At 69.9% G+C, this 26384-nt stretch carries 22 protein-coding genes; 19 read left to right on the top strand and 3 right to left on the bottom strand.

The annotated features are described in order from the left end of the window. Positions 1-3: 3 nt before the first annotated feature. The 14 genes from AC07AG_RS35405 (at position 4) to AC07AG_RS35340 (ending at position 16099) form a co-directional block, all read left to right on the top strand. Positions 4-1965: a peptidoglycan D,D-transpeptidase FtsI family protein gene (locus tag AC07AG_RS35405; RefSeq protein WP_478760479.1), complete on the top strand. Its 1962-nt coding sequence runs from the start codon at positions 4-6 to the stop codon at positions 1963-1965. Positions 1966-1984: 19 nt separating this feature from the next. Then, on the top strand, positions 1985-3637 hold the full coding sequence (locus AC07AG_RS35400) for a UDP-N-acetylmuramoyl-L-alanyl-D-glutamate--2,6-diaminopimelate ligase (RefSeq protein ID WP_478760477.1): 1653 nt from the start codon (positions 1985-1987) through the stop codon (positions 3635-3637). A gap of 4 nt (positions 3638-3641) precedes the next feature. After that, complete coding sequence (locus AC07AG_RS35395) at positions 3642-5054, top strand: UDP-N-acetylmuramoyl-tripeptide--D-alanyl-D-alanine ligase (protein WP_478760475.1); 1413 nt, start codon at positions 3642-3644, stop codon at positions 5052-5054. Beyond that, positions 5051-6121 (top strand): phospho-N-acetylmuramoyl-pentapeptide-transferase, encoded by a 1071-nt coding sequence (gene mraY, locus AC07AG_RS35390; protein WP_249590431.1) that lies wholly within the window; start codon positions 5051-5053, stop codon positions 6119-6121. Before AC07AG_RS35395 ends, mraY begins: the two co-directional genes overlap by 4 nt. After that, on the top strand, positions 6103-7527 hold the full coding sequence (gene murD, locus AC07AG_RS35385; RefSeq protein WP_478760473.1) for a UDP-N-acetylmuramoyl-L-alanine--D-glutamate ligase: 1425 nt from the start codon (positions 6103-6105) through the stop codon (positions 7525-7527). The genes mraY and murD overlap by 19 nt, the downstream gene beginning before the upstream one ends. A gap of 80 nt (positions 7528-7607) precedes the next feature. Further along, complete coding sequence (ftsW, locus tag AC07AG_RS35380) at positions 7608-8930, top strand: putative lipid II flippase FtsW (RefSeq protein ID WP_478760471.1); 1323 nt, start codon at positions 7608-7610, stop codon at positions 8928-8930. Positions 8931-8936: 6 nt separating this feature from the next. Beyond that, the gene (murG, locus tag AC07AG_RS35375; protein ID WP_160504531.1) at positions 8937-10031 is read left to right on the top strand and encodes an undecaprenyldiphospho-muramoylpentapeptide beta-N-acetylglucosaminyltransferase; all 1095 of its coding nucleotides are present in this window, start codon (positions 8937-8939) and stop codon (positions 10029-10031) included. Positions 10032-10065: 34 nt separating this feature from the next. Beyond that, on the top strand, positions 10066-10863 hold the full coding sequence (locus tag AC07AG_RS35370) for a cell division protein FtsQ/DivIB (protein WP_478760470.1): 798 nt from the start codon (positions 10066-10068) through the stop codon (positions 10861-10863). A gap of 275 nt (positions 10864-11138) precedes the next feature. Then, a complete protein-coding gene (gene ftsZ / locus AC07AG_RS35365) occupies positions 11139-12365 on the top strand; it encodes a cell division protein FtsZ (RefSeq protein ID WP_478760469.1) in 1227 nt (408 codons plus the stop codon). Further along, positions 12362-13093 (top strand): peptidoglycan editing factor PgeF, encoded by a 732-nt coding sequence (gene pgeF, locus AC07AG_RS35360; protein WP_478760468.1) that lies wholly within the window; start codon positions 12362-12364, stop codon positions 13091-13093. The genes ftsZ and pgeF overlap by 4 nt, the downstream gene beginning before the upstream one ends. Positions 13094-13099: 6 nt before the next feature. Next, complete coding sequence (locus AC07AG_RS35355; RefSeq protein WP_478760466.1) at positions 13100-13819, top strand: YggS family pyridoxal phosphate-dependent enzyme; 720 nt, start codon at positions 13100-13102, stop codon at positions 13817-13819. 124 nt (positions 13820-13943) lie between these two features. Continuing rightward, on the top strand, positions 13944-14588 hold the full coding sequence (locus AC07AG_RS35350; RefSeq protein ID WP_249590438.1) for a cell division protein SepF: 645 nt from the start codon (positions 13944-13946) through the stop codon (positions 14586-14588). 70 nt (positions 14589-14658) lie between these two features. Then, positions 14659-14943 carry a YggT family protein gene (locus AC07AG_RS35345; protein ID WP_249590439.1) on the top strand — a complete coding sequence of 95 codons (285 nt, stop codon included), beginning with the start codon at positions 14659-14661 and terminating at the stop codon, positions 14941-14943. Positions 14944-14989: 46 nt separating this feature from the next. Continuing rightward, complete coding sequence (locus tag AC07AG_RS35340; RefSeq protein WP_361045454.1) at positions 14990-16099, top strand: DivIVA domain-containing protein; 1110 nt, start codon at positions 14990-14992, stop codon at positions 16097-16099. 190 nt (positions 16100-16289) lie between these two features. Here AC07AG_RS35340 and ileS read toward each other — a convergent pair whose 3' ends face one another. Next, positions 16290-19430, bottom strand: a complete 3141-nt coding sequence (gene ileS / locus AC07AG_RS35335; RefSeq protein WP_478760463.1) for an isoleucine--tRNA ligase — start codon at positions 19428-19430, stop codon at positions 16290-16292. A gap of 351 nt (positions 19431-19781) precedes the next feature. Beyond that, positions 19782-19973 (bottom strand): DUF1059 domain-containing protein, encoded by a 192-nt coding sequence (locus AC07AG_RS35330; RefSeq protein WP_478760462.1) that lies wholly within the window; start codon positions 19971-19973, stop codon positions 19782-19784. Between the two features lie 317 nt (positions 19974-20290). Between AC07AG_RS35330 and AC07AG_RS35325 the strand changes: the two genes are divergently transcribed. The 5 genes from AC07AG_RS35325 (at position 20291) to AC07AG_RS35305 (ending at position 25236) form a co-directional block, all read left to right on the top strand. Further along, positions 20291-21238: a TraR/DksA family transcriptional regulator gene (locus tag AC07AG_RS35325; RefSeq protein ID WP_478760460.1), complete on the top strand. Its 948-nt coding sequence runs from the start codon at positions 20291-20293 to the stop codon at positions 21236-21238. 78 nt (positions 21239-21316) lie between these two features. After that, positions 21317-22003, top strand: coding sequence for a signal peptidase II (gene lspA, locus AC07AG_RS35320; protein ID WP_478760459.1), 687 nt, complete (start codon positions 21317-21319; stop codon positions 22001-22003). A gap of 107 nt (positions 22004-22110) precedes the next feature. Next, positions 22111-23052, top strand: coding sequence for an RluA family pseudouridine synthase (locus AC07AG_RS35315; protein WP_478760457.1), 942 nt, complete (start codon positions 22111-22113; stop codon positions 23050-23052). Next, positions 23049-23519 (top strand): GNAT family N-acetyltransferase, encoded by a 471-nt coding sequence (locus tag AC07AG_RS35310; protein ID WP_478760455.1) that lies wholly within the window; start codon positions 23049-23051, stop codon positions 23517-23519. Before AC07AG_RS35315 ends, AC07AG_RS35310 begins: the two co-directional genes overlap by 4 nt. 127 nt (positions 23520-23646) lie before the next feature. Beyond that, positions 23647-25236: a Na+/H+ antiporter gene (locus tag AC07AG_RS35305; RefSeq protein WP_478760453.1), complete on the top strand. Its 1590-nt coding sequence runs from the start codon at positions 23647-23649 to the stop codon at positions 25234-25236. 35 nt (positions 25237-25271) lie between these two features. On the opposite strand, the gene AC07AG_RS35300 is transcribed toward AC07AG_RS35305, so the two are convergent. Continuing rightward, complete coding sequence (locus tag AC07AG_RS35300) at positions 25272-26363, bottom strand: mechanosensitive ion channel family protein (RefSeq protein ID WP_478760452.1); 1092 nt, start codon at positions 26361-26363, stop codon at positions 25272-25274. Positions 26364-26384 lie beyond the last annotated feature (21 nt).

The following is a 26384-nucleotide window of genomic DNA, read 5'->3' as shown; positions in this document are numbered from 1 at the left end:
TAAGTGACGGACCGCCAACCCCCGCGACGCAGGGTCCCGGGCCCCGCGCGGCCCTCGCGCCCCGCACGTCCCGGACAGCAGCGCCGCCCGGGAGCGGGGGCCCGCCCCGCCGCCCGCCGCCCGCGCCCCGCCGCCTCAAAGGCCCGCACCATCCGGCTCGGCAGCCCGCGGCCCCGCCTTCGCATGGTCAGCCTCGGTCTGACCCTGGTGATGCTGGCCTTTGTCGTACGCCTCCTCCAGGTGCAGGCGGTCGACGCGAGCGTGTACACCACCAAGGCCGAGAAGAACCGCTACTTCAGCCACATCCTGGCCGCCGAGCGCGGCGGCATCACCGACCGCAGCGGCGTCGAACTGGCCGCCAGCGTGGACGCGTACGACATCACGGCCGACCCCACGATGTTCACGGCGAAGGAGATGGGCATCAAGGACGCGCCCGAACAGGCCGCGGCCCTCCTCGCCCCGATCCTCGACAAGGACGTCGACCGGCTCACCGAGCAGCTCAAGACCCCCAAGACGCGCTACGTCCTGCTCGCCCGCCGGCAGACCCCGCAGGTCTGGAAGCAGATCAAGGACCTGCGCGGCGCGCTCGCCGAGAAGCAGCGTGCCGACGAGAAGAGCGCCAACGTCCTCGCGGGCGTCTTCCAGGACCCCAGCAGCAAGCGCGTGTACCCGAACGACACCCTGGGCGCCGGGATACTGGGCTGGGTCAACGCCGAGGGCAAGGGCGCGGGCGGCCTGGAGCAGCAGCTCAACAAGGAACTCGCGGGCAAGGACGGCAAGATCAGGTATGCCCAGTCCGGCGGCCATCAGGTGCCGACCGCGGGCAGCACGGAGACGCCCGCCGTGCCCGGCTCGGACGTCGAGCTCACCATCGACCGCGACATCCAGTGGGCCGCGCAGAGCGCCATCAGCAGGCAGGTGGAGAAGTCCAGGGCGGACCGCGGCTACGTGATAGTGCAGGACAACAAGACCGGCGAGATCCTCGCGATGGCCAACGCGCCGGGCTTCGACCCGAACGACCTCTCGCAGGCCGACGGCACGGCCCTGGGCAACGCCTCGCTCCAGGACGCCTTCGAGCCGGGCTCGACCGCCAAGGTCATGTCCATGGCCGCCGTCCTGGAGGAGGAGGCGGCCACGCCCGGCACGCATGTGACGGTCCCCAACCGGCTGCACCGCGGCGACCGGCTCTTCCAGGACGACATCGACCACCCGACCTGGCACCTCACGCTCAACGGAGTGCTCGCCAAGTCCAGCAACATCGGCACGATCCTGGCCACCGGCGAGCTGGGCAAGACCCAGCGGGAGGCCAACAAGTCGCTCTACTCGTACCTGCGCAAGTTCGGCATCGGCAGGGAGACCGGGCTCGGCTTCCCCGGCGAGACGTCCGGCATCTTCGCGCCCGCCGACAAGTGGTCCACCTCGCAGCAGTACACGATCCCGTTCGGCCAGGGATTCTCGATCAACGCGATGCAGGCGGCCTCCGTTTACTCGACCATCGCCAACGACGGCGTGCGCATCGAGCCCACGCTGGTGCGCGGCACCAAGGGCCCCGACGGGCGCTTCACGCCCGCGCCCAAGCCCAAGAAGACCCGCGTGGTGAGCGAGAAGACCGCCAAGACGGTGTCGCACATGCTCGAGTCGGTCGTCGACGACGAGGAGGGCACCGGCACCAAGGCCCGCATCCCCGGCTACCGGATCGCGGGCAAGACCGGTACGGCCAACCGGGTCGACCCGGAAACCGGCAGGTACAAGGGTTACACCTCGTCGTTCGCCGGGTTCGCGCCCGCCGACAAGCCGCGCGTCACCGTCTACTGCGCGATCCAGAACGCCACCAAGGGCAGCTACTTCGGCGGCCAGATCTGCGGCCCCATCTACAAGGAAGTCATGCAGTTCGCCCTCAAGACGCTCCAGGTCCCGCCCACAGGCAAGGGCGCGGCCCGGCTCCCCGTCACCTTCGAACCCTGAGCCCTACCAGGACAAACCCGTGACAACGATCACCCCGCGGCCGGGGAACCAGCCCCCGCCACACCGCCCGCTTCGCCCAACAGCCGGTGCGCCCGGTACGCTCACCGCCGTGCCACACGCCGATCAGTCCCAAACCACCCAGAAGGGCGTTCCCGTGACATATCCGGGACCGCCGCGGCCGGTCCAGGTCTCCGCGACGCCGCTCGCCAGGATCGCCGATCAGCTGGGCGTCGCCGCCCCGGGCACGGGGGAGGTCAGCGGCATCACGCACGACTCCCGCGCGGTCCGGCCCGGCGACATCTACGCCGCGCTGCCCGGCGCCCGGCTGCACGGCGCCGACTTCGTCGCCCAGGCCGCCGACCTCGGCGCCGCCGCGATCCTCACCGACCCGACGGGCGCCGACCGCGCGGCCGTCACGGGCCTGCCGGTCCTGGTCGTCGCCGACCCGCGCGGCTCCATGGGGGAGCTCGCGGCCACGGTGTACGGCCATCCGGGGCGCGATCTGCTGCAGATCGGCATCACCGGGACGTCCGGCAAGACCACGACGGCCTACCTCGTCGAGGGCGGCCTCAAGGGCATCCGGTCGACCGGCCTCATCGGCACGGTCGAGATGCGCATCGGCGACGAGCGGATCAAGTCCGAGCGGACGACCCCCGAGGCGACCGACCTCCAGGCGCTGTTCGCGGTGATGCGCGAACGCGGCGTCGAGGCCGTCGTCATGGAGGTCTCCAGCCACGCCCTCGTGCTCGGCCGGGTGGACGGCTGCGTCTTCGACGTCGCCGTCTTCAACAACCTCAGCCCGGAGCACATGGAGTTCCACTCCGACATGGAGGACTACTTCCAGGCCAAGGCGCAGCTGTTCACCAAACAGCGCTCCCGGCTCGGAGTGGTCAACTTCGACGACGAGTACGGCCGCAGGCTCATCACCGAGTCGGAGGTCCCCGTCACCACCTTCTCCGCCGAGGGCCACCCCGACGCCGACTGGCGCGCGGAGGACGTCGAGGTCATGCCGTTCGACTCCACGTTCGTCGCGGTCGGCCCGAAGGGCGAGCGGATCACCGCGAGGTCCCCGCTCGCCGGCCCCTTCAACGTCGCCAACACGCTCGCCGCGATCGTCTCGCTCGCCGTCGCGGGGATCGACCCGCAGCAGGCCGCCGACGGCGTCGCCGCGGTCCCGGGCGTCCCCGGCCGCCTGGAGCGCATCGACGAGGGCCAGCCCTACCTCGCGGTCGTCGACTACGCCCACAAGACGGACGCCGTCGAATCGGTCCTGCGCGCCCTGCGCAAGGTCACCGAGAACAAGCTGCACATCGTCCTCGGCTGCGGCGGCGACCGGGACAAGACCAAGCGGATGCCGATGGGCGCCGCGGCGGCCAGGCTCGCCGACACCGCCGTGCTGACCGCCGACAACCCCCGCGGCGAGGACCCCCTGGCGATCCTCGCCACGATGCTCGCCGGCGCCGCCGACGTGCCGTCCCACGAGCGCGGCGACGTCGCCGTCTTCGAGGACCGCGCCACCGCCATCCGCGCGGCCGTCGCCCTGGCCGAACCGGGCGACACGGTGCTCGTCGCGGGCAAGGGCCACGAGCAGGGGCAGGACATCGCCGGGGTGGTGCGTCCCTTCGACGACCGCCAGGTACTTCGCGAAGCTATCCAGCAAACCCAGGGATGAATCTGTGATCGCCCTCTCCCTCGCCGAGATCGCCACTGTCGTCGGCGGGCAGACGTACGACATACCGGATCCGTCCGTCCAGGTCACCGGACCGGTCGTCAGGGACTCCCGTGAAGTGGAGCCCGGCAGCCTCTTCGTCGCCTTCGCGGGCGAGCGCGTCGACGGCCACGACTACGCGGCCGCGGTGGTCGAGGCGGGCGCCGCCGCCGTCCTTGCCTCGCGCCCCGTCGGCGTACCGGCCATCGTCGTCGACGACGTGCAGGTGGCGCTCGGCGCCCTTGCGCGGCACGTCGTGGAGCGGCTCGGCGCGACGCTGGTCGCGCTCACCGGCTCCGTCGGCAAGACCAGCTCCAAGGACCTGCTCGCCCAGGTCCTGCGGAGCAAGGCGCCCACGGTCTTCACGCCCGGCTCGCTCAACAACGAGATCGGCCTGCCGCTCACCGCCCTCAGCGCCACCGACGAGACACAGTTCCTCGTCCTGGAGATGGGCGCGCGCGGCATCGGCCACATCCGCTACCTCACCGGCCTCACCCCGCCGAAGATCGGCCTCGTGCTCAACGTCGGAACCGCCCACATCGGCGAGTTCGGCGGACGCGAGCAGATCGCACAGGCGAAGGGTGAACTCGTCGAGAGTCTCCCCGCGGACGGCACCGCCGTCCTGAACGCCGACGACCCGCTGGTGCGCGCCATGGCTTCGCGCACGAAGGCGCGCGTCCTGCTCTTCGGAGAGTCCGCCGACGCCGACGTCCGTGCCGAGAATGTCCGGCTCACGGAGATCGGACAGCCTGCCTTTACGCTGCACACACCCTCCGGGTGCAGCGACGTGACCTTGCAGCTGTACGGTGAGCACCACGTGTCGAACGCGCTTGCCGCGGCCGCCGTCGCCCATGAGCTGGGCATGTCCGCAGACGAGATCGCCCGCGCGCTCTCCGACGCGGGCACGCTGTCCCGCTGGCGGATGGAGGTCACCGAGCGCCCGGACGGCGTGACGGTCGTCAACGACGCCTACAACGCGAACCCCGAGTCCATGCGAGCCGCCCTGCGCGCGCTCGTGTCCATGGGCAAGGGACGTCGTACGTGGGCGGTGCTCGGTCACATGGCCGAGCTCGGTGACGAGGGGCTCGCCGAACACGACGCGGTCGGACGGCTCGCTGTCCGACTGAACGTGAGCAAGCTCGTGGCAGTCGGGGGCAGGGAAGCGTCCTGGCTCCAACTGGGCGCATACAACGAGGGTTCGTGGGGTGAGGAGTCGGTGCACGTGTCCGACGCACAGGCGGCGATCGACCTGCTGCGCAGCGAGCTGCGCCCGGGAGACGTCGTGCTGGTGAAGGCTTCCAGATCGGTCGGTCTCGAGCGGGTCGCCACGGCGCTGCTCGATGACTGCGCGTCGTCCGAGGGGCAGGTCGCCGGCCGATGAGGCAGATCCTCTTCGCGGGTGTGATCGGGCTCTTCCTGACCCTGGTCGGAACCCCGCTCCTTATCAAGTTCCTTGCCCGCAAGGGCTATGGGCAGTTCATCCGGGACGACGGCCCGCGCGAGCACCACAGCAAGCGCGGTACGCCGACCATGGGTGGCATCGCCTTCATCCTCGCCACGCTCATCGCGTACTTCCTCACGAAGATCATCACGGGGACGGAGACCACGCTCTCCGGTCTCCTCGTGCTCTTCCTGATGGCGGGCATGGGCCTCGTCGGATTCCTCGACGACTACATCAAGATCGTCAAGCAGCGCTCGCTCGGCCTGCGCGCCAAGGCGAAGATGGCGGGCCAGCTGATCGTCGGCATCGGCTTCGCCGTGCTCGCGCTGAACTGGCCGGACAGTCGCAACCAGACCCCGGCCTCCACCAAGCTGTCGTTCGTCACGGACTTCGGCTGGTCGATCGGCCCGGTGCTCTTCGTGGTCTGGGCGCTGTTCATGATCCTCGCGATGTCGAACGGCGTGAACCTCACCGACGGCCTCGACGGCCTGGCCACCGGCGCCTCCGTGATGGTCTTCGGCGCGTACACCTTCATCGGTGTCTGGCAGTACCAGGAGTCCTGCGCCAACGCCGTCACGCTGACCAACCCGCAGGCCTGCTTCGAGGTCAGAGACCCACTCGACCTGGCCGTGGTGGCCTCCGCGCTGATGGGTGCCTGCTTCGGCTTCCTGTGGTGGAACACCTCGCCCGCCAAGATCTTCATGGGTGACACCGGCTCGCTGGCCCTCGGCGGCGCGCTCGCCGGTCTCGCGATCTGCTCCCGCACGGAGCTGCTCATCGCGCTCCTCGGCGGCCTGTTCGTCCTGATCACCATGTCCGTCGTGATCCAGGTCGGCTCCTTCAAGATGACCGGCAAGCGAGTCTTCAAGATGGCGCCACTGCAGCACCACTTCGAACTCAAGGGGTGGTCCGAGGTCCTTGTGGTGGTCCGCTTCTGGATCATCCAGGGCATGTGCGTGATCGTCGGACTCGGCCTCTTCTACGCAGGATGGGCAGCCAAGAAGTGACCAGCTGGCAGGGGAAGAACGTCACCGTCGCCGGGCTCGGCGTCTCCGGGATCCCGGCGGCCCGCGTGCTGCACGGCCTGGGCGCGGTCGTCACGGTCGTCAACGACGGCGACGACGAGCGCTCCCGTACGCAGGCCGACGAGCTGGCGGCCGAGGGCATCACCGTCCGCCTCGGCGACGGGGCCACCCTGCCCGAAGGCACCGAACTCATCGTCACCACGCCCGGCTGGCAGCCGGACAAGCCGCTCTTCGCGGCCGCCGCGGCTGCCGGCGTCGAGGTGTGGGGCGACGTGGAGCTGGCCTGGCGCCTGCGCGGCCCCGACGCCGCGCCGTGGCTCGCGGTCACCGGCACGAACGGCAAGACGACGACCGTGCGGATGCTGGCCTCGATCCTGGAGGCGGCCGGTCTGCGGACCGCCGCCGTCGGCAACATCGGGGTCTCGCTGCTCGACGTCGTCACCGGCGACGAGACGTACGACGTGCTCGCCGTCGAGCTCTCCAGCTACCAGCTGCACTGGGCGCCCTCGCTGCGCGCCCACTCCGCGACCGTCCTGAACCTGGCGCCCGACCACCTGGACTGGCACGGCTCCATGGAGGCGTACGCCGCCGACAAGGGCCGCGTCTACGAGGGCAATCAGGTCGCCTGTGTCTACAACGTCGCGGACAAGGCCACCGAGGACCTGGTCCGCGGCGCCGACGTCGAAGAGGGCTGCCGCGCCATCGGTTTCACGCTGAACGCGCCCGCGCCCTCGCAACTGGGCGTCGTGGACGGCATTCTGGTCGACCGTGCCTTCGTGCCGGACCGTCAGAAGCAGGCGCAGGAGCTCGCCGAGATCTCCGACGTGCGGCCGCCTGCCCCGCACAACATCGCCAACGCCCTGGCCGCGGCCGCTCTCGCGCGCGCCTACGGCGTGCCGCCGACGGCCGTGCGCGACGGTCTGCGCGCCTTCCGTCCCGACGCCCACCGCATCGAACACGTCGCCGACGTGGCCGATGTGGCGTACGTCGACGACTCCAAGGCCACCAACACCCACGCCGCGGAAGCCTCGTTGGCCGCGTACGAATCGATCGTCTGGATCGCGGGCGGGCTCGCCAAGGGCGCCACCTTCGACGAGCTGGTCGCCAAGTCGGCGAAGCGGCTGCGGGCCGTCGTCCTGATCGGCGCCGACCGCGCGCTGATCCGCGAAGCCCTCGCGCGACACGCGCCCGAGGTCCCGGTCGTCGACCTCGACCGGACCGACACTGGGGCGATGTCCGATGCGGTACGACAGGCTGCACGGCTCGCCGAGCCGGGGGACACCGTACTGATGGCCCCGGCCTGTGCGTCGATGGACATGTTCACCAACTACAACAAGCGTGGTGACGCGTTCGCGGACGCGGTCCGCGAACTCGGCGCGAGCGCCTGACGCGGGCCCCTTGGTCCGGGGGCGCCCGGCACCCTTAGGAGGGCACGTGGCAGCGTCGTGGTGGCCGGTCGGGGGTCTCGATGGCAGGCAGTAGCGGGCGCGCGCCCACGCGCCTCGCCAAGAGGCCCGCGCCGGTCCGTTCCGCGGGCGCACCCCGCCCGCCGCGGGAGAACGCGGTACGGCGGTTCTACACCCGCGCCAAGCGGGCCTGGGACCGGCCCCTGACCGCGTACTACCTCATCTTCGGCAGCAGCCTGCTGATCACCGTGCTCGGCCTGGTGATGGTCTACTCGGCGTCGATGATCCAGGCGCTGCAGCTGGACCTGCCCGCCGCGTACTTCTTCCGCAAGCAGTTCGTCGCGGCCGTGCTCGGCTCGATCCTGCTGCTCGTGGCCATGCGCATGCCCATCAAGCTGCACCGGGCGCTCGCCTACCCGATCCTCGCCGTGACCGTCTTCCTGATGGTGCTCGTGCAGGTCCCCGGGATAGGGCGCAGCGTCAACGGAAACCAGAACTGGATCTATCTGGGCGGCCCCTTCCAGCTGCAGCCCAGTGAGTTCGCCAAGCTCGCCCTCGTCCTGTGGGGCGCGGACCTGCTCGCCCGCAAGCAGGACAAGCGCCTGCTCACCCAGTGGAAGCACATGCTGGTGCCGCTCGTCCCGGTCGCCTTCATGCTGCTCGGACTGATCATGCTGGGCGGCGACATGGGCACCGCGATCATTCTCACGGCGATCCTTTTCGGCCTGCTCTGGCTCGCGGGGGCCCCGACGCGGCTCTTCGCGGGGGTGCTCTCGATCGCGGCCCTGCTCGGCGTGATCCTCATCAAGACCAGCCCCAACCGCATGGCGAGGCTCGCCTGCATCGGTGCCACGGATCCGGGCCCCGGCGACCAGTGCTGGCAGGCCGTGCACGGGATCTACGCCCTGGCCTCCGGCGGATTCTTCGGTTCCGGCCTCGGCGCGAGTGTGGAAAAATGGGGTCAACTGCCGGAACCGCACACCGACTTCATCTTCGCCATCACGGGGGAGGAACTCGGCCTGGCGGGGACGCTGTCGGTGCTCGCTCTGTTCGCGGCTCTAGGCTATGCGGGTATCCGCGTGGCCGGACGCACGGAGGACCCCTTCGTACGGTATGCCGCGGGAGGCGTGACCACCTGGATCACGGCGCAGGCCGTGATCAATGTCGGTGCGGTGCTCGGTCTGCTGCCGATCGCCGGTGTCCCGCTCCCGCTGTTCTCCTACGGGGGCTCAGCCCTGCTGCCGACCATGTTCGCCATCGGACTCCTCATCGCCTTCGCGCGGGAGGACCCGGCGGCAAAGGCGGCCCTGGCCATGCGGCAACCTCGGGTGAGATGGAACACGATGAGACGGCGCGTCAAGGCGCGTTCGTCCGGAGAGCGGTGAATTTCGGTGCATGTCGTACTCGCCGGTGGGGGGACCGCCGGCCACATCGAGCCCGCGCTCGCCCTCGCGGACGCCCTGCGGAGGCAGGACCCGACCGTGGGCATCACGGCCCTGGGCACGGAGCGTGGACTCGAGACCCGACTCGTACCCGAGCGGGGCTACGAACTCGCGCTGATCCCGGCCGTTCCGCTGCCGCGCAAGCCCACCCCTGAACTGATCACCGTCCCGGGGCGGCTGCGCGGCACGATCAAGGCGGCGGAGCAGATCCTGGAGCGTACGAAGGCGGACTGCGTGGTCGGCTTCGGCGGCTATGTCGCGCTGCCGGGGTACCTCGCGGCCAAGCGGACCGGGACGCCGATCGTCGTACACGAGGCCAACGCGCGTCCCGGCCTCGCCAACAAGATCGGTTCGCGGTACGCCCACGGGGTGGCCGTCGCCACGCCGGACAGCAAGCTGCGCAACTCCCGCTACATCGGCATCCCGCTGCGCCACACCATTGCCACGCTCGACCGGGCCCGGGTCCGTCCGGAGGCGCGCGCCGCCTTCGGCCTCGACCCGAACCTGCCGACGCTGCTGGTCTCCGGTGGTTCGCAGGGCGCGCGGCGGCTCAACGAGGTCGTCCAGCAGGTCGCTCCGGTGCTGCAGCGCGCCGGGATCCAGATCCTGCACGCGGTCGGCCCGAAGAACGAAATGCCGTACGTCGAGAACATGCCCGGTATGCCGCCCTACATCCCGGTACCGTACGTGGACCGGATGGACCTCGCGTACGCCGCGGCGGACATGATGCTCTGCCGCGCGGGCGCGATGACCGTCGCCGAACTCTCCGCCGTCGGGCTTCCGGCCGCCTACGTCCCGCTGCCCATCGGCAACGGCGAACAGCGGCTGAACGCCCAGCCGGTGGTCAAGGCGGGCGGTGGACTCCTGGTGGACGACGCCGAACTGACGCCCGAGTGGGTGCAGGGCAACGTCCTCCCGGTGCTCGCTGATCCGCACCGGCTGTACGAGATGTCGCGTGCCGCATCGGAGTTCGGCCGCAGGGATGCCGACGACCTGCTCGTCGGCATGGTGTACGAGGCGATCGCCTCACGCCGCAACGGGTGAGACGGCACTAGAAGGCAGAAGAAGGCAGGGGACCGTGGCCGGACCGACCACCGCCGAACGGCAGAAGTCTGCTTCTGGTGGGTCCCGCCCGCCCCGCCCGTCGCGCTCCCGCGTACGCATGCCGCGGCCGCGCACCCTGATCCTCTCGCTGACCGCACTCGTGCTGCTCGGTGCGGGAGGCATCTGGCTGTTCTACGGCTCGCAGTGGCTGCGCGTGGAGCGCGTGACGACGTCCGGCACCCGGATCCTGACGCCCGAAGAGGTGCGCGAAGCCGCCGCGGCGCCGGTCGGGGCGCCACTGATCTCGGTCGACACCGACGCTCTTGAGGACCGGCTGCGCAAGAAACTGCGGCGTATCGACTCGGTCGACGTGGTCCGTTCCTGGCCGCACGGAATCGGTCTGAAAGTGACTGAACGCAAGCCGGTTCTGCTTATCGAAAAGGGCGGAAAGTTCGTCGAAGTGGACGCCAAGGGCGTGCGATTCGCCACGGTCGGACACGCCCCGAAGGGCGTTCCGCTCCTGGAATTGAGGCCGGATCAGGAGAACGCGGCGGCGAGTCTGCGCCGTTTCGACTCCCACCGCCTGCGGCGCGAGTCGGTACGGGTCGCGGGCGCGCTTCCGGCCGCCGTGGCCCGTGACACCCGGGTCGTCAAGGTCCGTTCGTACGACTCGATCTCGCTGGAGTTGAGCGGCGGGCGCACCGTAGCGTGGGGCAGCAGCGAGAAGGGCCGGACGAAGGCAAGCACACTCACCGCCCTGATGAAAGCCGCCCCCAAGGCACGGCACTTCGATGTGAGTGTCCCCACCGCCCCTGCTTCATCGACGAGTTGACGCATATCGTCGCAGGCCAGCACCCTGGTTCGGCAGCGCTACGGCTGATCACATAGGGTGAAAAGAAAAACGGGAGGTTCGGCGTGTTCGTTGAACGTGCGCCACTTGTCGACTTAGTGTCCTGTTCGGAAGAGTCCAAGGAACAGACACACTGGTAACCCTAAACTTCAGCGTTAGGGTTCGGGTCGGCGTTCGGACCGTCCCATTCGGCATCAGTCGTCGCGGCGCGAACCCGCGAGGCGGCGACACGTAACTCGAGGCGAGAGGCCTTCGACGTGGCAGCACCGCAGAACTACCTCGCAGTCATCAAAGTCATCGGTGTCGGCGGCGGTGGTGTCAATGCCATCAACCGGATGATCGAGGTCGGTCTCAAGGGCGTCGAGTTCATCGCCATCAACACCGACGCGCAAGCCCTGTTGATGAGCGACGCCGACGTCAAGCTCGACGTCGGCCGTGAACTCACCCGTGGCCTCGGCGCCGGAGCCAACCCGGCAGTCGGCCGCAAGGCGGCAGAAGACCACCGCGAGGAGATCGAGGAGGTCCTCAAGGGGGCCGACATGGTCTTCGTCACCGCCGGCGAAGGCGGTGGCACCGGCACGGGCGGCGCACCTGTCGTCGCCAACATCGCTCGCTCCCTGGGCGCCCTGACCATCGGCGTCGTCACCCGGCCGTTCACCTTCGAGGGCCGTCGTCGCGCCAATCAGGCCGAGGACGGGATCGCGGAGCTGCGCGAAGAGGTCGACACCCTCATCGTCATCCCCAACGACCGGCTCCTGTCCATCTCGGACCGGCAGGTCAGCGTTCTGGACGCCTTCAAGTCGGCGGACCAGGTCCTGCTCTCCGGTGTCCAGGGCATCACCGACCTCATCACGACCCCCGGTCTGATCAACCTCGACTTCGCCGACGTCAAGTCGGTCATGTCCGAGGCGGGTTCGGCCCTCATGGGCATCGGATCGGCGCGCGGCGACGACCGCGCGGTGGCCGCCGCCGAGATGGCGATCTCCTCGCCCCTGCTCGAGGCGTCCATCGACGGAGCGCGGGGAGTCCTGCTCTCCATCTCCGGCGGCTCCGACCTCGGCCTCTTCGAGATCAACGAAGCGGCCCAACTGGTCAGCGAGGCGGCCCACCCCGAGGCCAACATCATCTTCGGCGCCGTCATCGACGATGCCCTGGGCGACGAGGTCCGGGTCACCGTCATCGCGGCGGGCTTCGACGGTGGTCAGCCACCGTCCAAGCGGGACACCGTCCTCGGCTCGGCATCGTCGGCCAAGCAGCGTGACGAGCAGCCGGCGGCCACGAGCCGTCCGGCCGAGTCCCGTTCGCCCTACGGCGGCCTCGGCAGCGTCACGTCGCACGACGAGCCGTCGTCCCCGGAGCCCGTCGAGGCGCCCGCGGTCAACGAAGCCCCGTCCGCGCCCGTGGCCCCGCCGCAGGTTCCGCCGGCCCGTCCGTACCAGGACAGCCAGGCCGAAGAGCTGGACGTGCCGGACTTCCTGAAGTGATAAGCCAGTACAGCACTGCGAGCGGCGCGCACTTCGCCTTCACCGACAGGTGGGGCGGAGTGAGCGCCGTTCCGTACGAACAGCTCAACCTCGGCGGTGCGGTCGGCGACGACCCGCAGGCCGTGCGCACGAACCGTGGGCTCGCCGCCACGGCCCTTGGCATCGATCCGGCGCGCGTCGTCTGGATGAACCAAGTTCACGGCCCCGATGTCGCCGTGGTCGACGGACCCTGGGGCAGCGATGCCGAGATCCCGGCGGTCGACGCCGTGGTGACCGCACGCCGGGGCCTCGCCCTGGCGGTCCTCACCGCGGACTGCACGCCCGTCCTGCTCGCCGACCCGGTCGCCAAGGTCGCGGCGGCGGCTCACGCGGGGCGGCCGGGCATGCTGGCGGGGGTCGTCCCCGCCGCCGTCGAGGCGATGGTGAAGCTGGGCGCCGACCCGGCCCGTGTCATCGCCCGCACCGGACCCGCCGTCTGCGGCCGCTGCTACGAAGTGCCTCAGGAGATGCGCGCCGATGCCGCCGCCATCGAGCCCGCGGCGTACGCCGAGACGAGCTGGGGCACTCCGGCGGTCGACGTGACCGCGGGGGTGCACGCCCAGCTGGAGCGGCTCGGGGTGCGCGACCGGGAGCAGTCGCCGGTGTGCACCCTGGAATCCGGTGACCACTTCTCGTACCGCCGCGACCGGACCACCGGTCGTCTCGCGGGCTATGTCTGGCTGGACTGATAGGGCATGACGGACCGTAAGTCTCAACTCGCCGCAAATCTGGCGGAGGTCGAAGAGCGCATCGCCGCGGCGTGCGCGGCGGCCGGGCGCAAGCGGGAGGAGGTGACCCTGATCGTGGTCACCAAGACCTACCCCGCGAGCGATGTGCGGATCCTCTCGGAGCTCGGCGTGCGTCACGTCGCCGAGAACCGCGACCAAGACGCGGCCCCCAAGGCCGCCGACTGCGCGGATCTTCCCCTTACTTGGCACTTTGTCGGTCAATTGCAGACCAACAAGGTCCGTTCTGTGGTCAGTTACGCCGATGTGGTCCAGTCCGTGGACCGCCCCAAGCTGGTCACGGCTCTCTCGGCGGGAGCCGTGCGCGCGGAGCGGGAACTCGGCTGCCTGATCCAGGTCGCTCTCGACGCCGAGGAGAACGGGCGGGGCGAGCGCGGGGGCGTGGGACCCGGCGGAATCGAGGAGTTGGCCGGACTCGTGGCACAGGCTCCGGGGCTGCGGCTCGACGGTCTGATGACCGTGGCGCCGCTCACCGGTCCGTACGCGGGGCGGCAACAGGCGGCGTTCGAGCGCCTTGTGGAATTCTCAACCCTTATGCGCGCGGCTCATCCGGCTGCGAACATGGTGTCGGCAGGGATGAGTGCGGACCTCGAACAGGCCGTGGCGGCCGGAGCGACACATGTGCGCGTCGGTACGGCGGTACTCGGAGTCCGACCCGGGCTCGGGTAACGTCGCCAAGAAGTCGGACCACAGCAGAAAATATGGTCATTCTCGCTGTTGGGCGGGGAGACCTCGTGGATCGCGGGCAGTTGGTGACGACAGCCGATCCACCACAGAGCGGAGGACTCAGAGCATGGCCGGCGCGATGCGCAAGATGGCGGTCTACCTCGGCCTCGTGGAGGACGATGGGTACGACGGTCCGGGGTTCGACCCCGATGACGAGTTCGAACCCGAGCCGGAGCCCGAGCGGGACCGCAGGCGGCATGAGCCGCCCCACCAGTCGCACCAGTCCCGTCAGGCGCACGTGTCTGAAAGGGACGAATCGGTACGAGTGGTGCAGCCCCCCGCACAGCGTGAGCCGGTCGCCCATTCCGCTTCGCTAGCCGCGGAATCAGGACGTCCGGCGCGAATCGCCCCCGTGGCATCCATCACACCTGAACGCCAGAGCCTGGAGAAGAACGCACCGGTGATCATGCCCAAGGTTGTGTCCGAGCGGGAGCCCTACCGCATCACCACGCTGCACCCCCGGACCTACAACGAGGCCCGTACCATCGGGGAACACTTCCGCGAAGGCACTCCGGTGATCATGAATCTGACCGAGATGGACGACACGGATGCGAAGCGACTTGTCGACTTTGCCGCCGGTCTCGTCTTCGGCCTCCATGGCAGCATTGAGCGAGTGACGCAGAAGGTGTTCCTGTTGTCGCCTGCTAACGTCGATGTAACGGCGGAGGACAAGGCTCGCATCGCAGAGGGCGGGTTCTTCAACCAGAGCTGAGACGTAAGTGACGCAGTAACGCAGAACCGGCTAACGCAGCACGAGTAACAGGGGAGAGGGAACCGCGAACATGAGCGTGGTCTTGCAGGTGCTTTACATCGCGCTGATGTGCTTCCTCATCGTGTTGATCTTCCGGTTGGTCATGGACTACGTCTTCCAGTTCGCCCGCTCATGGCAACCCGGCAAGGCGATGGTGGTCGTTCTGGAGGCCACCTACACTGTCACTGATCCACCGCTCAAGCTTCTGCGGCGGTTCATTCCGCCGCTGCGTCTCGGGGGCGTGGCGCTCGACCTGTCCTTCTTCGTACTGATGATCATCGTCTACATCCTGATCACCGTCGTGAGCGGCTTGTGAACGATACGGTCTTGCCGAATGCCGACGACTACGTTGAGGTGAAGAGATGCCGTTGACCCCCGAGGACGTGCGGAACAAGCAGTTCACGACCGTCCGCCTCCGAGAAGGCTATGACGAGGACGAGGTCGATGCCTTCCTCGATGAGGTCGAAGCCGAACTGACTCGCTTGCTCCGCGAGAACGAAGACCTGCGCGCCAAACTGGCAGCAGCGACCCGCGCCGCTGCGCAGAACCAGCAGCAGGGCGGGATGCGCAAGCCTCCGGAACCGCAGGACCAGCGCGGTCCGGGCGCCCCCGTGCCCGCCGCAATATCGGGCCCGCAGCCGGTGCCGCCGCAGCAGCAGCACCCGCAGCAGCATCCGCAGCACCAGCAGATGGGCGGTCCGCCGCAGCTGCCCGGTGGCGCGCCGCAGCTGCCCGCAGGACCCAGTGGGCACGGCCCGCAGGGTGGTCCGCAGGGTCCCGGCCCGATGGGCCAGGGCGGTCCGATGGGCGGCCCCATGGGTGGTCCCATGGGCGGCCACGGTCCGCAGATGCCCCAGCCCGGCCAGGGCCCCGGTGGCGACAGCGCCGCTCGCGTGCTCTCCCTTGCCCAGCAGACCGCTGACCAGGCGATCGCGGAGGCCCGTTCCGAGGCCAACAAGATCGTCGGCGAGGCTCGTTCGCGCGCCGAGGGCCTTGAGCGTGACGCCCGTGCCAAGGCCGACGCCCTGGAGCGGGACGCGCAGGAGAAGCACCGCGTGGCGATGGGCTCCCTGGAGTCCGCTCGCGCCACGCTGGAGCGCAAGGTCGAGGACCTGCGCGGCTTCGAGCGCGAGTACCGCACGCGTCTGAAGTCCTACCTGGAGTCGCAGCTCCGTCAGCTGGAGACCCAGGCCGACGACTCGCTGGCCCCGCCGCGGACCCCGGCGACGGCCTCCCTTCCGCCGTCCCCGGCGCCTTCCATGGCACCGGCCGGCGCGGGCGCCCCGTCGTACGGCGGTCAGCAGTCGATGGGCGGCAACCAGCCCACCGCCGGTCCGTCCTATGGCGGCCAGCAGCAGATGTCGCCGGCGATGACCCAGCCGATGGCGCCGGTGCGGCCGCAGGCCCCGCAGCCCATGCAGCAGGCTCCGTCGCCGATGCGTGGCTTCCTCATCGACGAGGACGACAACTGACGGCCGTTTCCACGCCTTAGGCGTCGGCAGCGTTCAGGGCGAGGCCCCCAGTTCTCCTGGGGGCCTCGCCCTTTTGTGTGCCCGCCCGTCGGAGGGTGCAGAAACGTTCATCTGTCCGTGGGACACAACGCCGAAGGCCCGGTCCCGCCAAGATCTTTGGCGGGACCGGGCCTTCGGTGACTCCTGGCGGTTACGCCTTGCGGAGGCGGAACGTCAGGGACAGGGACTCGTCCGAGAACGTCTCGCCGTACGTGTCGTCGGCCTCGCCCTGGGCGAAGTCCGTGGCGAGGACCTCGTCCCCGATGAGGTCGGCGTGGTCGGACAGGGCCGTGATCACGGCCGGGTCCGTGGAGGTCCAGCGCAGGGCGATCCGGTCCGCGACGTCCAGGCCGCTGTTCTTGCGGGCCTCCTGGATCAGGCGGATCGCGTCACGGGCGAGGCCTGCCCGGCGCAGCTCCTCGGTGATCTCCAGGTCGAGGGCGACCGTGGCACCGGAATCCGACGCCACCGACCAGCCCTCGCGCGGGGTCTCCGTGATGATGACCTCGTCCGGGGCCAGCGTGATCTTCTCGCCGTCGACCTCGACCGACGCCGTGCCCTCACGCAGGGCCAGGGACAGCGCGGCGGCGTCCGCGTCCGCGACGGCCCTGGCGACCGCCTGGACGCCCTTGCCGAAGCGCTTGCCGAGGGCGCGGAAGTTGGCCTTCGCGGTGGTGTCGACCAGTGATCCGCCGACCTCGGAGAGCGACGCGAGCGAGGAGACGTTGAGCTCCTCGGTGATCTGGGCGTGCAGCTCCGGGTTGAGCGACTCGAAGCCCGTGGCCGCGATCAGGGCGCGGGAGAGCGGCTGGCGGGTCTTGACGCCCGACTCCGCGCGCGTGGCGCGGCCCAGCTCCACCAGGCGGCGCACGAGTACCATCTGCCGCGACAGGTCCGGGTCGATCGCCGACAGGTCGGCCTCGGGCCAGGACGTCAGGTGGACCGACTCCGGGGCGTCCGGGGTGACGGACACCACCAGGTCCTGCCAGACGCGCTCGGCGATGAACGGCGTGAGCGGGGCCATGAGGCGGGTGACCGTCTCCAGGACCTCGTGCAGGGTGCGCAGGGCCGCCTTGTCGCCCTGCCAGAAGCGGCGACGGGAGCGGCGTACGTACCAGTTGGAGAGGTTGTCGACGAACGTGGACAGGAGCTTGCCCGCGCGCTGGGTGTCGTAGCCCTCCAGGGCCTGCGTGACCTGGTCGGTGAGCGCGTGCAGCTCGCTGAGCAGCCAGCGGTCCAGGAGCGGGCGGTCGGCGGGCGCCGGGTCGGCGTCGCTGGGGGCCCACTTCGACGTACGGGCGTACAGGGCCTGGAAGGCGACCGTGTTCCAGTACGTCAGGAGCGTCTTGCGGACGACCTCCTGGATCGTGCCGTGGCCCACGCGGCGTGCCGCCCACGGGGAGCCGCCGGCCGCCATGAACCAGCGCACGGCGTCGGCGCCGTGCTGGTCCATCAGCGGGATCGGGTCCAGGGTGTTGCCCAGGTGCTTGGACATCTTGCGGCCGTCCTCGGCGAGGATGTGGCCGAGGCAGACCACGTTCTCGTAGGACGACTTGTCGAAGACGAGCGTGCCGACCGCCATCAGCGTGTAGAACCAGCCGCGGGTCTGGTCGATGGCCTCCGAGATGAACTGCGCCGGGTACCGGCTCTCGAAGAGCTCCTTGTTCTTGTGCGGGTATCCCCACTGCGCGAACGGCATCGAACCGGAGTCGTACCAGGCGTCGATGACCTCGGGGACGCGCGTCGCCGTCTCCTGGCAGGTCGGGCAGGGGAAGGTCACCGCGTCGATGTACGGGCGGTGCGGGTCGAGCTCCGACTGGTCGGTGCCCGTCAGGCCGGAGAGCTCGGCGCGTGAGCCCACGCACGTCAAGTGGCCTTCCTCGCAACGCCAGATGGGCAGCGGGGTGCCCCAGTAGCGGTTGCGGGACAGGGCCCAGTCGACGTTGTTGGTCAGCCAGTCGCCGAAGCGGCCGTGCTTGACCGAGTCGGGGAACCAGTTGGTCTTCTCGTTCTCCTGGAGGAGGCGGTCCTTGATGGCCGTCGTGCGGATGTACCAGGACGGCTGCGCGTAGTAGAGGAGCGCGGTGTGGCAGCGCCAGCAGTGCGGATAGCTGTGCTCGTACGGGATGTGCTTGAAGAGCAGACCGCGGTCCTGGAGGTCCTCGGTGAGCTTTTCGTCGGCCTTCTTGAAGAAGACACCGCCCACGAGCGGGACGTCCTCCTCGAAGGTGCCGTCGGGACGCACCGGGTTCACGACCGGGAGGCCGTACGAGCGGCAGACCTTGAGGTCGTCCTCACCGAAGGCGGGGGACTGGTGGACCAGACCGGTGCCGTCCTCGGTGGTGACGTAGTCGGCGTTGACCACGTAGTGGGCCGGGGCCGGGAACTCCACGAGCTCGAAGGGGCGCTGGTAGGTCCAGCGCTCCATCTCGGCGCCGGTGAAGGTCTTGCCGGTGACCTCCCAGCCCTCGCCGAGGGCCTTCTCGACGAGCGGCTCGGCGACCACGAGCTTCTCTTCGCCGTTCGTCGCGACGACGTACGTGACGTCCGGGTGCGCGGCGACCGCGGTGTTCGAGACGAGGGTCCACGGAGTGGTCGTCCACACCAGGAGTGCCGCCTCGCCCGCGAGGGGGCCGGAGGTGAGCGGGAAGCGGACGAAGACGGACGGGTCGACGACCGTTTCGTAGCCCTGCGCCAGCTCGTGGTCCGAGAGGCCGGTGCCGCAGCGCGGACACCAGGGGGCGACGCGGTGGTCCTGGACCAGGAGGTCCTTGTTGAAGATCTCCTTCAGGGACCACCAGACGGAGTCGACGTACTCGGGGTTCATGGTGCGGTACGCGTCGTCGAGGTCGACCCAGTAGCCCATGCGGGTCGTGAGGTCGGCGAAGGCGTCGGTGTGCCGGGTCACGGACTCGCGGCACTTGGCGTTGAACTCGGCGATGCCGTACGCCTCGATGTCCTTCTTGCCGTTGAACCCGAGCTCCTTCTCGACCGCGAGCTCGACCGGCAGGCCGTGGCAGTCCCAGCCGGCCTTGCGGGCGACGTGATAGCCCCGCATGGTGCGGAAGCGCGGGAAGACGTCCTTGAAGACGCGGGCCTCGATGTGGTGGGCGCCCGGCATGCCGTTGGCGGTGGGCGGGCCCTCGTAGAAGACCCACTCGGGGCGGCCCTCGGACTGCTCCAGGCTCTTGGCGAAGATCTTCTGCTCGCGCCAGAAGTCGAGCACGGCGTGCTCAAGGGCGGGCAGGTCGACCTGGGCGGGCACCTGGCGGTACTGCGGCTGCGTGTTCAACGCGCTTCCTCCGGCGGACGATTCCGTTCCGTCGGAGGGACGAGAGCCGCTTGTCGCGCTCCCGCGGTACCACCCTCCTTGGCCTTCCAGGCGCGTGTGACGCCCGGGAAAGCCCCCTCATTGGGGTCGCGATGCCGGGTCTACTGGCCTGCGGCGGGCCCGGGGGCCCACTGCTGGTGGTTCTTCCGGCGGCTCAGGGGTGATCTTCGCGTCGCGCCTGCCCCCGGGCTCACACCGTCCCCGGGTCGCTCATGGCCGCTTACGCCGCTACTCGTCCCCATCCACGCTTCTCGCTCCGGCCAGTGTACGGGGCCGGGGTGTACGGGGCCGACCGGATTTCGGGCGGCCGCCTCAGGCGTGCTGGGGGACCTCGTCCCTCAGGGAGTCGCGGACCATCTTTTGCAGCTCCGGGCTGTCGGTGTGCCCGTGGACGGACACGGCGTGCTCGCTGGCGGCGCGGACCACTTCCTCCTCCTCGCCGGAGATGGCGAGGGTGCAGTTGGTCTCGCTCGGGAATTCGCGGCAGTCGGCTGTCTTGCGCATGACGCACCTTCTCTGGTCATGTCCAATTTTATGCCTGATTTCCGCCTCGAAGCGGCCTTGAAGCGGCCTCGGGCCCCATGCCGCCGGGGCCGGGGTGACTGACCCGAATGGCGACATGTGGAGCGCCGGGATCCTGGCCCGTCGTACCGGCCGGATTACCCGGCTGGGAGCTGGGCACAACGCATGCATGTTCGCCGCGCTGCACCCGTGGGGCGGGCGTATCGAGCGGCGTGCCCCGTTGCCGCGGGCCTTGAGTCGATTTATCGTCCCAGCACGATTGCGCGAGCAAGATCACAAAATGTGAAGGGGCCGCGGCCATGGTGGCGAAGAAGACCGCCGTACAGCATTCGGCGTCGGGCAGATCCACGGGCGCGGCCACACAGGGAGCAGGCGGGACGCACGGTTCTCAGGGCCCGCACGAGGCCGCCAAGCCCGTCGGCGAGAAGGCTGCGGCCAAGAAGACCGCAGCCAAGAAGACCACGAAGAAGGCGGCCGTCAAGAAGGCCGTCGCCAAGAAAGCGGCCGTCAAGAAGGCCGTCGCCAAGAAGGCGGTCGCCAAGGTCGCCGATGCCGCCAAGAAGACGGCAGCCGGGGAGGGCCCCGCCAAGGAGTCCGCTGCGGCCAAGAAGACTCCCGCCGCGAAGAAGGCTCCGGCGAAGAAGACAGCCGCAAAGAAGAGCGCCGCCAAGAAGAGCACCGCCACGAAGAGCACAGCCAAGAAGACGGCCGAGACAGCGGCCGAGGGCGCGGCTCAGGCCGCGGAGACGACGGGAGCCACGACAGTGGTCACGAAGAAGACTCCGGGCACGGCGACGGCAGCGAAGAAGCCGACGGCGGTGCCCAAGGCGCGTGTCGCCGCCGCGGAGCCCGGTGAGCTGGCGGTCCGGCCCGGCGAGGACCCCTGGACCCCGGACGAGGTCGAGGAGGCCCGTGCGGAGCTCCAGAGCGAGGCGCTGCGGCTCGGAGCCGAGATCTCCTCCTCCGAGGACGCCCTCGCGGGCCTGATGCGTGACTCCGGGGACGGCGCGGGCGACGACGACGCGGACACCGGCACGAAGAACATCACGCGGGAACACGAGATGTCCCTGGCCGCCAATGCGCGCGAGATGCTCGAACAGACCGAGCGCGCCCTGGAGCGCCTTGACGCGGGGACGTACGGCATCTGCGAGAACTGCGGCAATCCCATCGGCAAGGCGCGGATGCAGGCCTTCCCCCGCGCGACGCTGTGCATGGACTGCAAGCAGAAGCAGGAACGGCGCTACTGAAGGCGGCCTGACCACCTGATGCCGTACGTGTGTGCCGTACCCTCGTCCCCAGTCAGGTACCTAGGTTGAGGGACTCACGTGGCAGAGGCGGAGCGCATCATCGGTACGCCGGACATCCCTGAGGCGGCTGGGACCGAGCCGGAGCAGTCCGCCTCGGGCTCCGGCGAGGCGACGGGACAGAGCGAGCAGGGCGAGCAGGCCGCCAAGGACGAGCAGGCCGCCAAGAGCGAGCAGACCTCGTCGGACGAGCAGGCTTCGCCGGGCGAGCAGCGCCCCAAGGGCAAGCGCAAGATCCTCGTCCTGTTCGCGGTGGCCGTGCTGGCGTACGCCCTGGACCTCGTCAGCAAGATGATCGTCGTCGCGAAGCTGGAGCACCACGAGCCGATCGAGATCATCGGCGACTGGCTGCAGTTCAACGCCATCCGGAACGCGGGCGCCGCCTTCGGGATCGGCGAGGCCTTCACCGTGATCTTCACCTGCATCGCGGCGGCCGTGATCGTCGTGATCGCCCGCCTGGCCCGCAAGCTCTACAGCCTGCCGTGGGCGATCGCTCTCGGCATGCTGCTCGGCGGCGCCCTGGGCAACCTCACCGACCGGATCTTCCGCGCACCCGGGGTGTTCGAGGGAGCGGTGGTCGACTTCATCGCGCCGAAGGGCTTCGCGGTGTTCAACCTCGCGGACTCGGCGATCGTGTGCGGCGGCTTCCTGATCGTGATCCTGTCCTTCCGCGGTCTCGACCCGGACGGGACCGTCCACAAGGACTGAGCGTCCACAAGGACTGACTGTCCACAGGGGCTGAGCGGGCCGCTGCCGGGGCGCCCGGCGGGGATGCGTGGTGCGGGAGTGTCGGTGGCCTCCTGCATACTCAATGGGTGAGCACGATTCCCGAGATCCGCACCCTGCCCGTGCCGGACGGCCTGGAGGGCGAGCGCGTAGACGCCGCCATCTCTCGCATGTTCGGTTTTTCCCGCACGAAGGCCGCCGAGCTGGCGGCGGCAGGCAAGGTGATGGTCGACGGCAGCGTGGTCGGCAAGTCCGAGCGTGTGCACGGCGGCGCCTGGCTGGAGGTGGAGATGCCGCAGGCGCCCGCTCCGGTGCAGATCGTCGCCGAGCCCGTCGAGGGCATGGAGATCATCCATGACGACGACGACATCCTCGTGATCGTCAAGCCGGTGGGCGTGGCCGCGCACCCGAGCCCCGGCTGGACCGGCACCACGGTGATCGGCGGCCTCGCGGCCGCCGGGTACCGCATCTCGACCTCGGGTGCCGCGGAGCGCCAGGGCATCGTGCACCGCCTGGACGTGGGCACGTCCGGTCTGATGGCGGTCGCCAAGTCGGAGCGCGCGTACACCTCCCTGAAGCGCCAGTTCAAGGAGCGCACGGTCGACAAGCGCTACAACGCGCTGGTGCAGGGCCACCCCGACCCGATGAGCGGCACGATCGACGCCCCCATCGGGCGCCACCCGAACCACGACTACAAGTGGGCGGTCACGGCCGAGGGCAAGCCCTCCGTCACGCACTACGACCTCATCGAGGCGTTCCGCGCGGCCTCCCTGCTCGACATCAAGCTGGAGACGGGGCGCACGCACCAGATCCGCGTGCACATGGCGGCCCACCGGCACCCGTGCGTGGGCGACCTGACGTACGGCGCGGACCCCACGCTCGCCAAGCGGCTCGGCCTCACGCGCCAGTGGCTGCACGCGGTGCGGCTCGGCTTCGAGCACCCCGGTGACGGGCAGTGGGTGGAGTTCGAGAGCACCTATCCGGACGACCTCCAGCAGGCGCTCGACCGGGTGCGGGCCGAGAGCGCATGAGCGCCGGGGTCACCTGCCGCGTCGCGGTCGAGGCCGACGACCTGGAGGCCTGCTTCGCGGTCCGCAAGGAAGTCTTCGTCGCCGAGCAGCAGGTCCCTGAGGACCTTGAGTACGACGCGTACGACGCCGGGGCGGTGCATGTCCTCGCGGTCCGTGAGGACGGCCTGCCGCTGGGCACAGGACGTCTGCTCTCCGGTGCGGCGGCCGCGGCCAAGAACGGCGGGGACCCCGAGGTGGGCGCGCTCGGCCGCCTCGCGGTGACGCGGGCCGCGCGCGGACTCGGGGTCGGTGCGGCCCTGGTGCGGGCGATCGAGGAAGCGGCACGCGCGCGTGGCCTCACCGCGATCGACCTGCACGCGCAGACGCATGCGCTGGGGTTCTACGAACGACTGGGGTACGTGGTCTACGGCCCCGAGTTCCCGGACGCGGGCATCGCGCACCGCGCCATGCGGAAGTCGCTGGACTGAGCCGGGGGGGCCTCGCCGGGCGAGGGTGCCGGAGGGGCAAAGGCCTGGTTCGCGGGGGATGCGTGGCAGGGTTGAGGTCTTGATCGTCTGAGCCCCGAACCGCCTCGAAACCGCCGGAGGGCGCACCGTGGACCAACTGGCGCTGCTGCTCGTTCTGTTGCTCGGCGCCGTGGTGACGGTGCCGCTGGGGGAGCGGCTCGGGCTGCCCGCGCCCGTCCTCATGACGCTGGCCGGAATCGTTCTCGCCTTCGCTCCCTGGGTCCCGAACGTCGAGATCCCGCCCGACTACATCCTTCCGCTGGTCCTCCCGCCCTTGCTGTACGCGGCTGTCCAGCGCACCTCGTGGCGGCAGTTCGCGGCCAACAGACGCCCCATCTTCCTGCTCGCCGTGGCCCTGGTCTTCGTGACGACGGCGGCGGTCGCCGCGGTCGCGGGCTCGGTCGTTCCCGGGCTGCCGATCGCCGCCGCCGTGGCGCTCGGCGCGCTCGTGGCGCCGCCCGACCCGGTCGCAGCGACAGCCGTCGCCGGGTCGCTCGGACTGCCGCGGCGGCTCGTGTCGATCCTGGAGGGGGAGGGGCTCTTCAACGACGTCACGGCCATCGTGCTCTATCACGTGGCGATCGCGGCGGCGGTGAGCGGGACGTTCTCGTGGCCGGAGGCGGTGGGGCAGCTCGCGCTCTCCGCGGTGGTCGCCGTCGCCGTGGGGTTCGCGCTCGGCTGGCTCACCAACAAGCTCATGGGGCTGCTCGGTGAGGCCACCCTGCAGACCGGCCTGACGCTGCTCGTGCCCTTCGTGAGCTATGTCCTCGCCGAGGAGCTGTTGGGCTCCGGCGTGCTCGCCGTACTGACCACGGCGCTCTACCTCGCTGAGCACGCCGCCGATGCCGACGACGTGCTCGGGCGGATCACCGGGCAGACGTTCTGGCAGATCGTCGACACCCTGGTCACCGGCGTCGCCTTCGGGCTCATCGGGCTCGAACTGCACAACGTCTTCGGCACGGCGAGCGGCCGCGAGCCGCAGATGCTCGGCTGGGGCGCCGCGGTCGTCGCCGTCGTCGTCGGCGTACGCCTGATGTGGCTGCTGCCGGCGACCTGGCTCGCCAAGCGCCTGCACAAGCTGCGGGACGTCGACGAGGAGATCCCGACGACCTGGCGCGAGACCGTCGTCATGTGGTGGTCGGGGATGCGCGGCGTGGCATCGGTGGCCCTTGCCCTCGCCATTCCGCTGAAGACGGACAGCGGGGAGCCCTTCCCGGCCCGGGACGAGATCATCTTCATCGCCTTCTGCGTCATCATGGCGACCCTCGTCGTCCAGGGGCTCACCCTGCCCTGGCTGGTGAGGAAGCTCGGGGTGCGCGCGGACACCGACGTCGAGCGGGCCATCGAGCGGGATCTCGCCATCCGGGCGGCCAAGGCGGCCAAGCGGCGCCTCAAGGAGATCGAAGAGGTCGAGGAGCTGCCGGAGGACCTCTCGGAGCGGCTGCTGCGCGGGGCGTTCGACATCGGCGCGAGGATCAGCCCCGACATCGTCGACGACGAACGGCGCGAGCGGTACTCCAAGCGCGCCGACCGCCTCAAGGCGGTCCAGCGCATCCAGCGCGACATGATGTCGGCCGCCCGCCACGAGATCCTCGCGGCGCGCAGCGAACCCGGCGCCGATCCCGAGATCGTCGACCGGGTCCTGCACCACCTCGACGTACGCAGCCTGCGGTCCTGACGCGGGCGCGGGCCCGCCGCGGCCCCGGGTGCGGCTCAGCCGCGGCCCGTGCGCGGCACGATCGGCGGGGGCGGATGCGGGTGGTCGTCCTGAGGCGGCAGTTCGGCCCAGGCCGTGTTGACCCGCGGCAGCGCGTACGCGTGGTGCTCGGCCAGCCAGCGGACGAGGTGCTCGCGCACCGTGACCCGCACCGTCCAGATGTCGTCGGCGTCCTTGGCCGTGACCAGGGCGCGGACCTGGATCGTGTTCGGCGTCGTGTCCGTGACCGCCAGGCCCCAGTCCCTGCCGTCCCAGGCGGCGCACTCGCGCAGGATGTCCTGGAGCTGCTCGCGCATCTCGGTGACGGGCGCCGTGTGGTCCAGCTGGAAGAAGACCGTGCCGGTCATCTGCGAGCCGCCGCGCGACCAGTTCTCGAAGGGCTTCGACACGAAGTACGACACCGGCATCGTGATCCTGCGCTCGTCCCAGGTCCGCACGGCAAGGAAGGTCAGCGTGATCTCGTCGATCGTGCCCCACTCGCCGTCCACGACGACCGTGTCGCCGATCCGCACCATGTCGCCGAAGGCGATCTGCAGCCCCGCGAAGAGATTGGCGAGCGTGGACTGGGCCGCGACGCCCGCGACGATGCCCAGGACTCCCGCCGACGCCAGCAGCGACGTCCCGGCCGCCTGCATGGCGGGGAAGGTCAGCAGCATCGCCCCGACGGCCACGACACCGACGATCGCGGTGACCACCCGCTGGATGAGGGTGACTTGCGTACGCACCCGGCGGACGCGGGCCGGGTCGCGGTGGGCGCCCGCGTAGCGCGCGTAGGTGGCCTCGACGATGGCCGTCGCGATGCGGACGAGGAGCCAGGCCACCGAACCGATGAGCACCAGGGTCAGGGTCTGCGCGATGCCCGCCGAGTGGTCCTCGGCGATCTTCGCGTGTTCGAAGGAGCCGCGCAGCAGGGCGGCGCACAGGGCGAGTTGGAGTGGCAGTCGGCAGCGGCGCAGCAGACCCCACAGCGGATTGTCGGGGTGGCGGTCGTCGGCCCGGCGCAGCAGCACGTCGGCCAGCCAAACCACGGCCAGCGTGAGCACGACCGAGCCGCCGACCACGATCAACGGACGCAGTACGTTCTCCATGCCCACGAGGGTAAGTGGCAC

This window comes from Streptomyces sp. NPDC044044 (assembly GCF_056434405.1).
The sequence above is the reverse complement of the archived record's forward strand: the minus strand, read 5'-3'. Positions and strand labels throughout refer to the sequence as shown.

What these genes read in the sequence shown, in the direction of transcription:
- mraY (WP_249590431.1), top strand. Translation starts at nt 5,051, where the DNA reads ATGAGGCAGATCCTCTTCGCGGGTGTGATCGGGCTCTTCCTGACCCTG.
- murD (WP_478760473.1), top strand. Translation starts at nt 6,103, where the DNA reads ATGGGCAGCCAAGAAGTGACCAGCTGGCAGGGGAAGAACGTCACCGTC.
- ftsW (WP_478760471.1), top strand. Translation starts at nt 7,608, where the DNA reads ATGGCAGGCAGTAGCGGGCGCGCGCCCACGCGCCTCGCCAAGAGGCCC.
- AC07AG_RS35355 (WP_478760466.1), top strand. Translation starts at nt 13,100, where the DNA reads ATGACGGACCGTAAGTCTCAACTCGCCGCAAATCTGGCGGAGGTCGAA.
- AC07AG_RS35350 (WP_249590438.1), top strand. Translation starts at nt 13,944, where the DNA reads ATGGCCGGCGCGATGCGCAAGATGGCGGTCTACCTCGGCCTCGTGGAG.
- AC07AG_RS35345 (WP_249590439.1), top strand. Translation starts at nt 14,659, where the DNA reads ATGAGCGTGGTCTTGCAGGTGCTTTACATCGCGCTGATGTGCTTCCTC.
- AC07AG_RS35340 (WP_361045454.1), top strand. Translation starts at nt 14,990, where the DNA reads ATGCCGTTGACCCCCGAGGACGTGCGGAACAAGCAGTTCACGACCGTC.
- AC07AG_RS35330 (WP_478760462.1), bottom strand. Translation starts at nt 19,973, where the DNA reads ATGCGCAAGACAGCCGACTGCCGCGAATTCCCGAGCGAGACCAACTGC.
- AC07AG_RS35325 (WP_478760460.1), top strand. Translation starts at nt 20,291, where the DNA reads ATGGTGGCGAAGAAGACCGCCGTACAGCATTCGGCGTCGGGCAGATCC.
- AC07AG_RS35310 (WP_478760455.1), top strand. Translation starts at nt 23,049, where the DNA reads ATGAGCGCCGGGGTCACCTGCCGCGTCGCGGTCGAGGCCGACGACCTG.
- AC07AG_RS35300 (WP_478760452.1), bottom strand. Translation starts at nt 26,363, where the DNA reads ATGGAGAACGTACTGCGTCCGTTGATCGTGGTCGGCGGCTCGGTCGTG.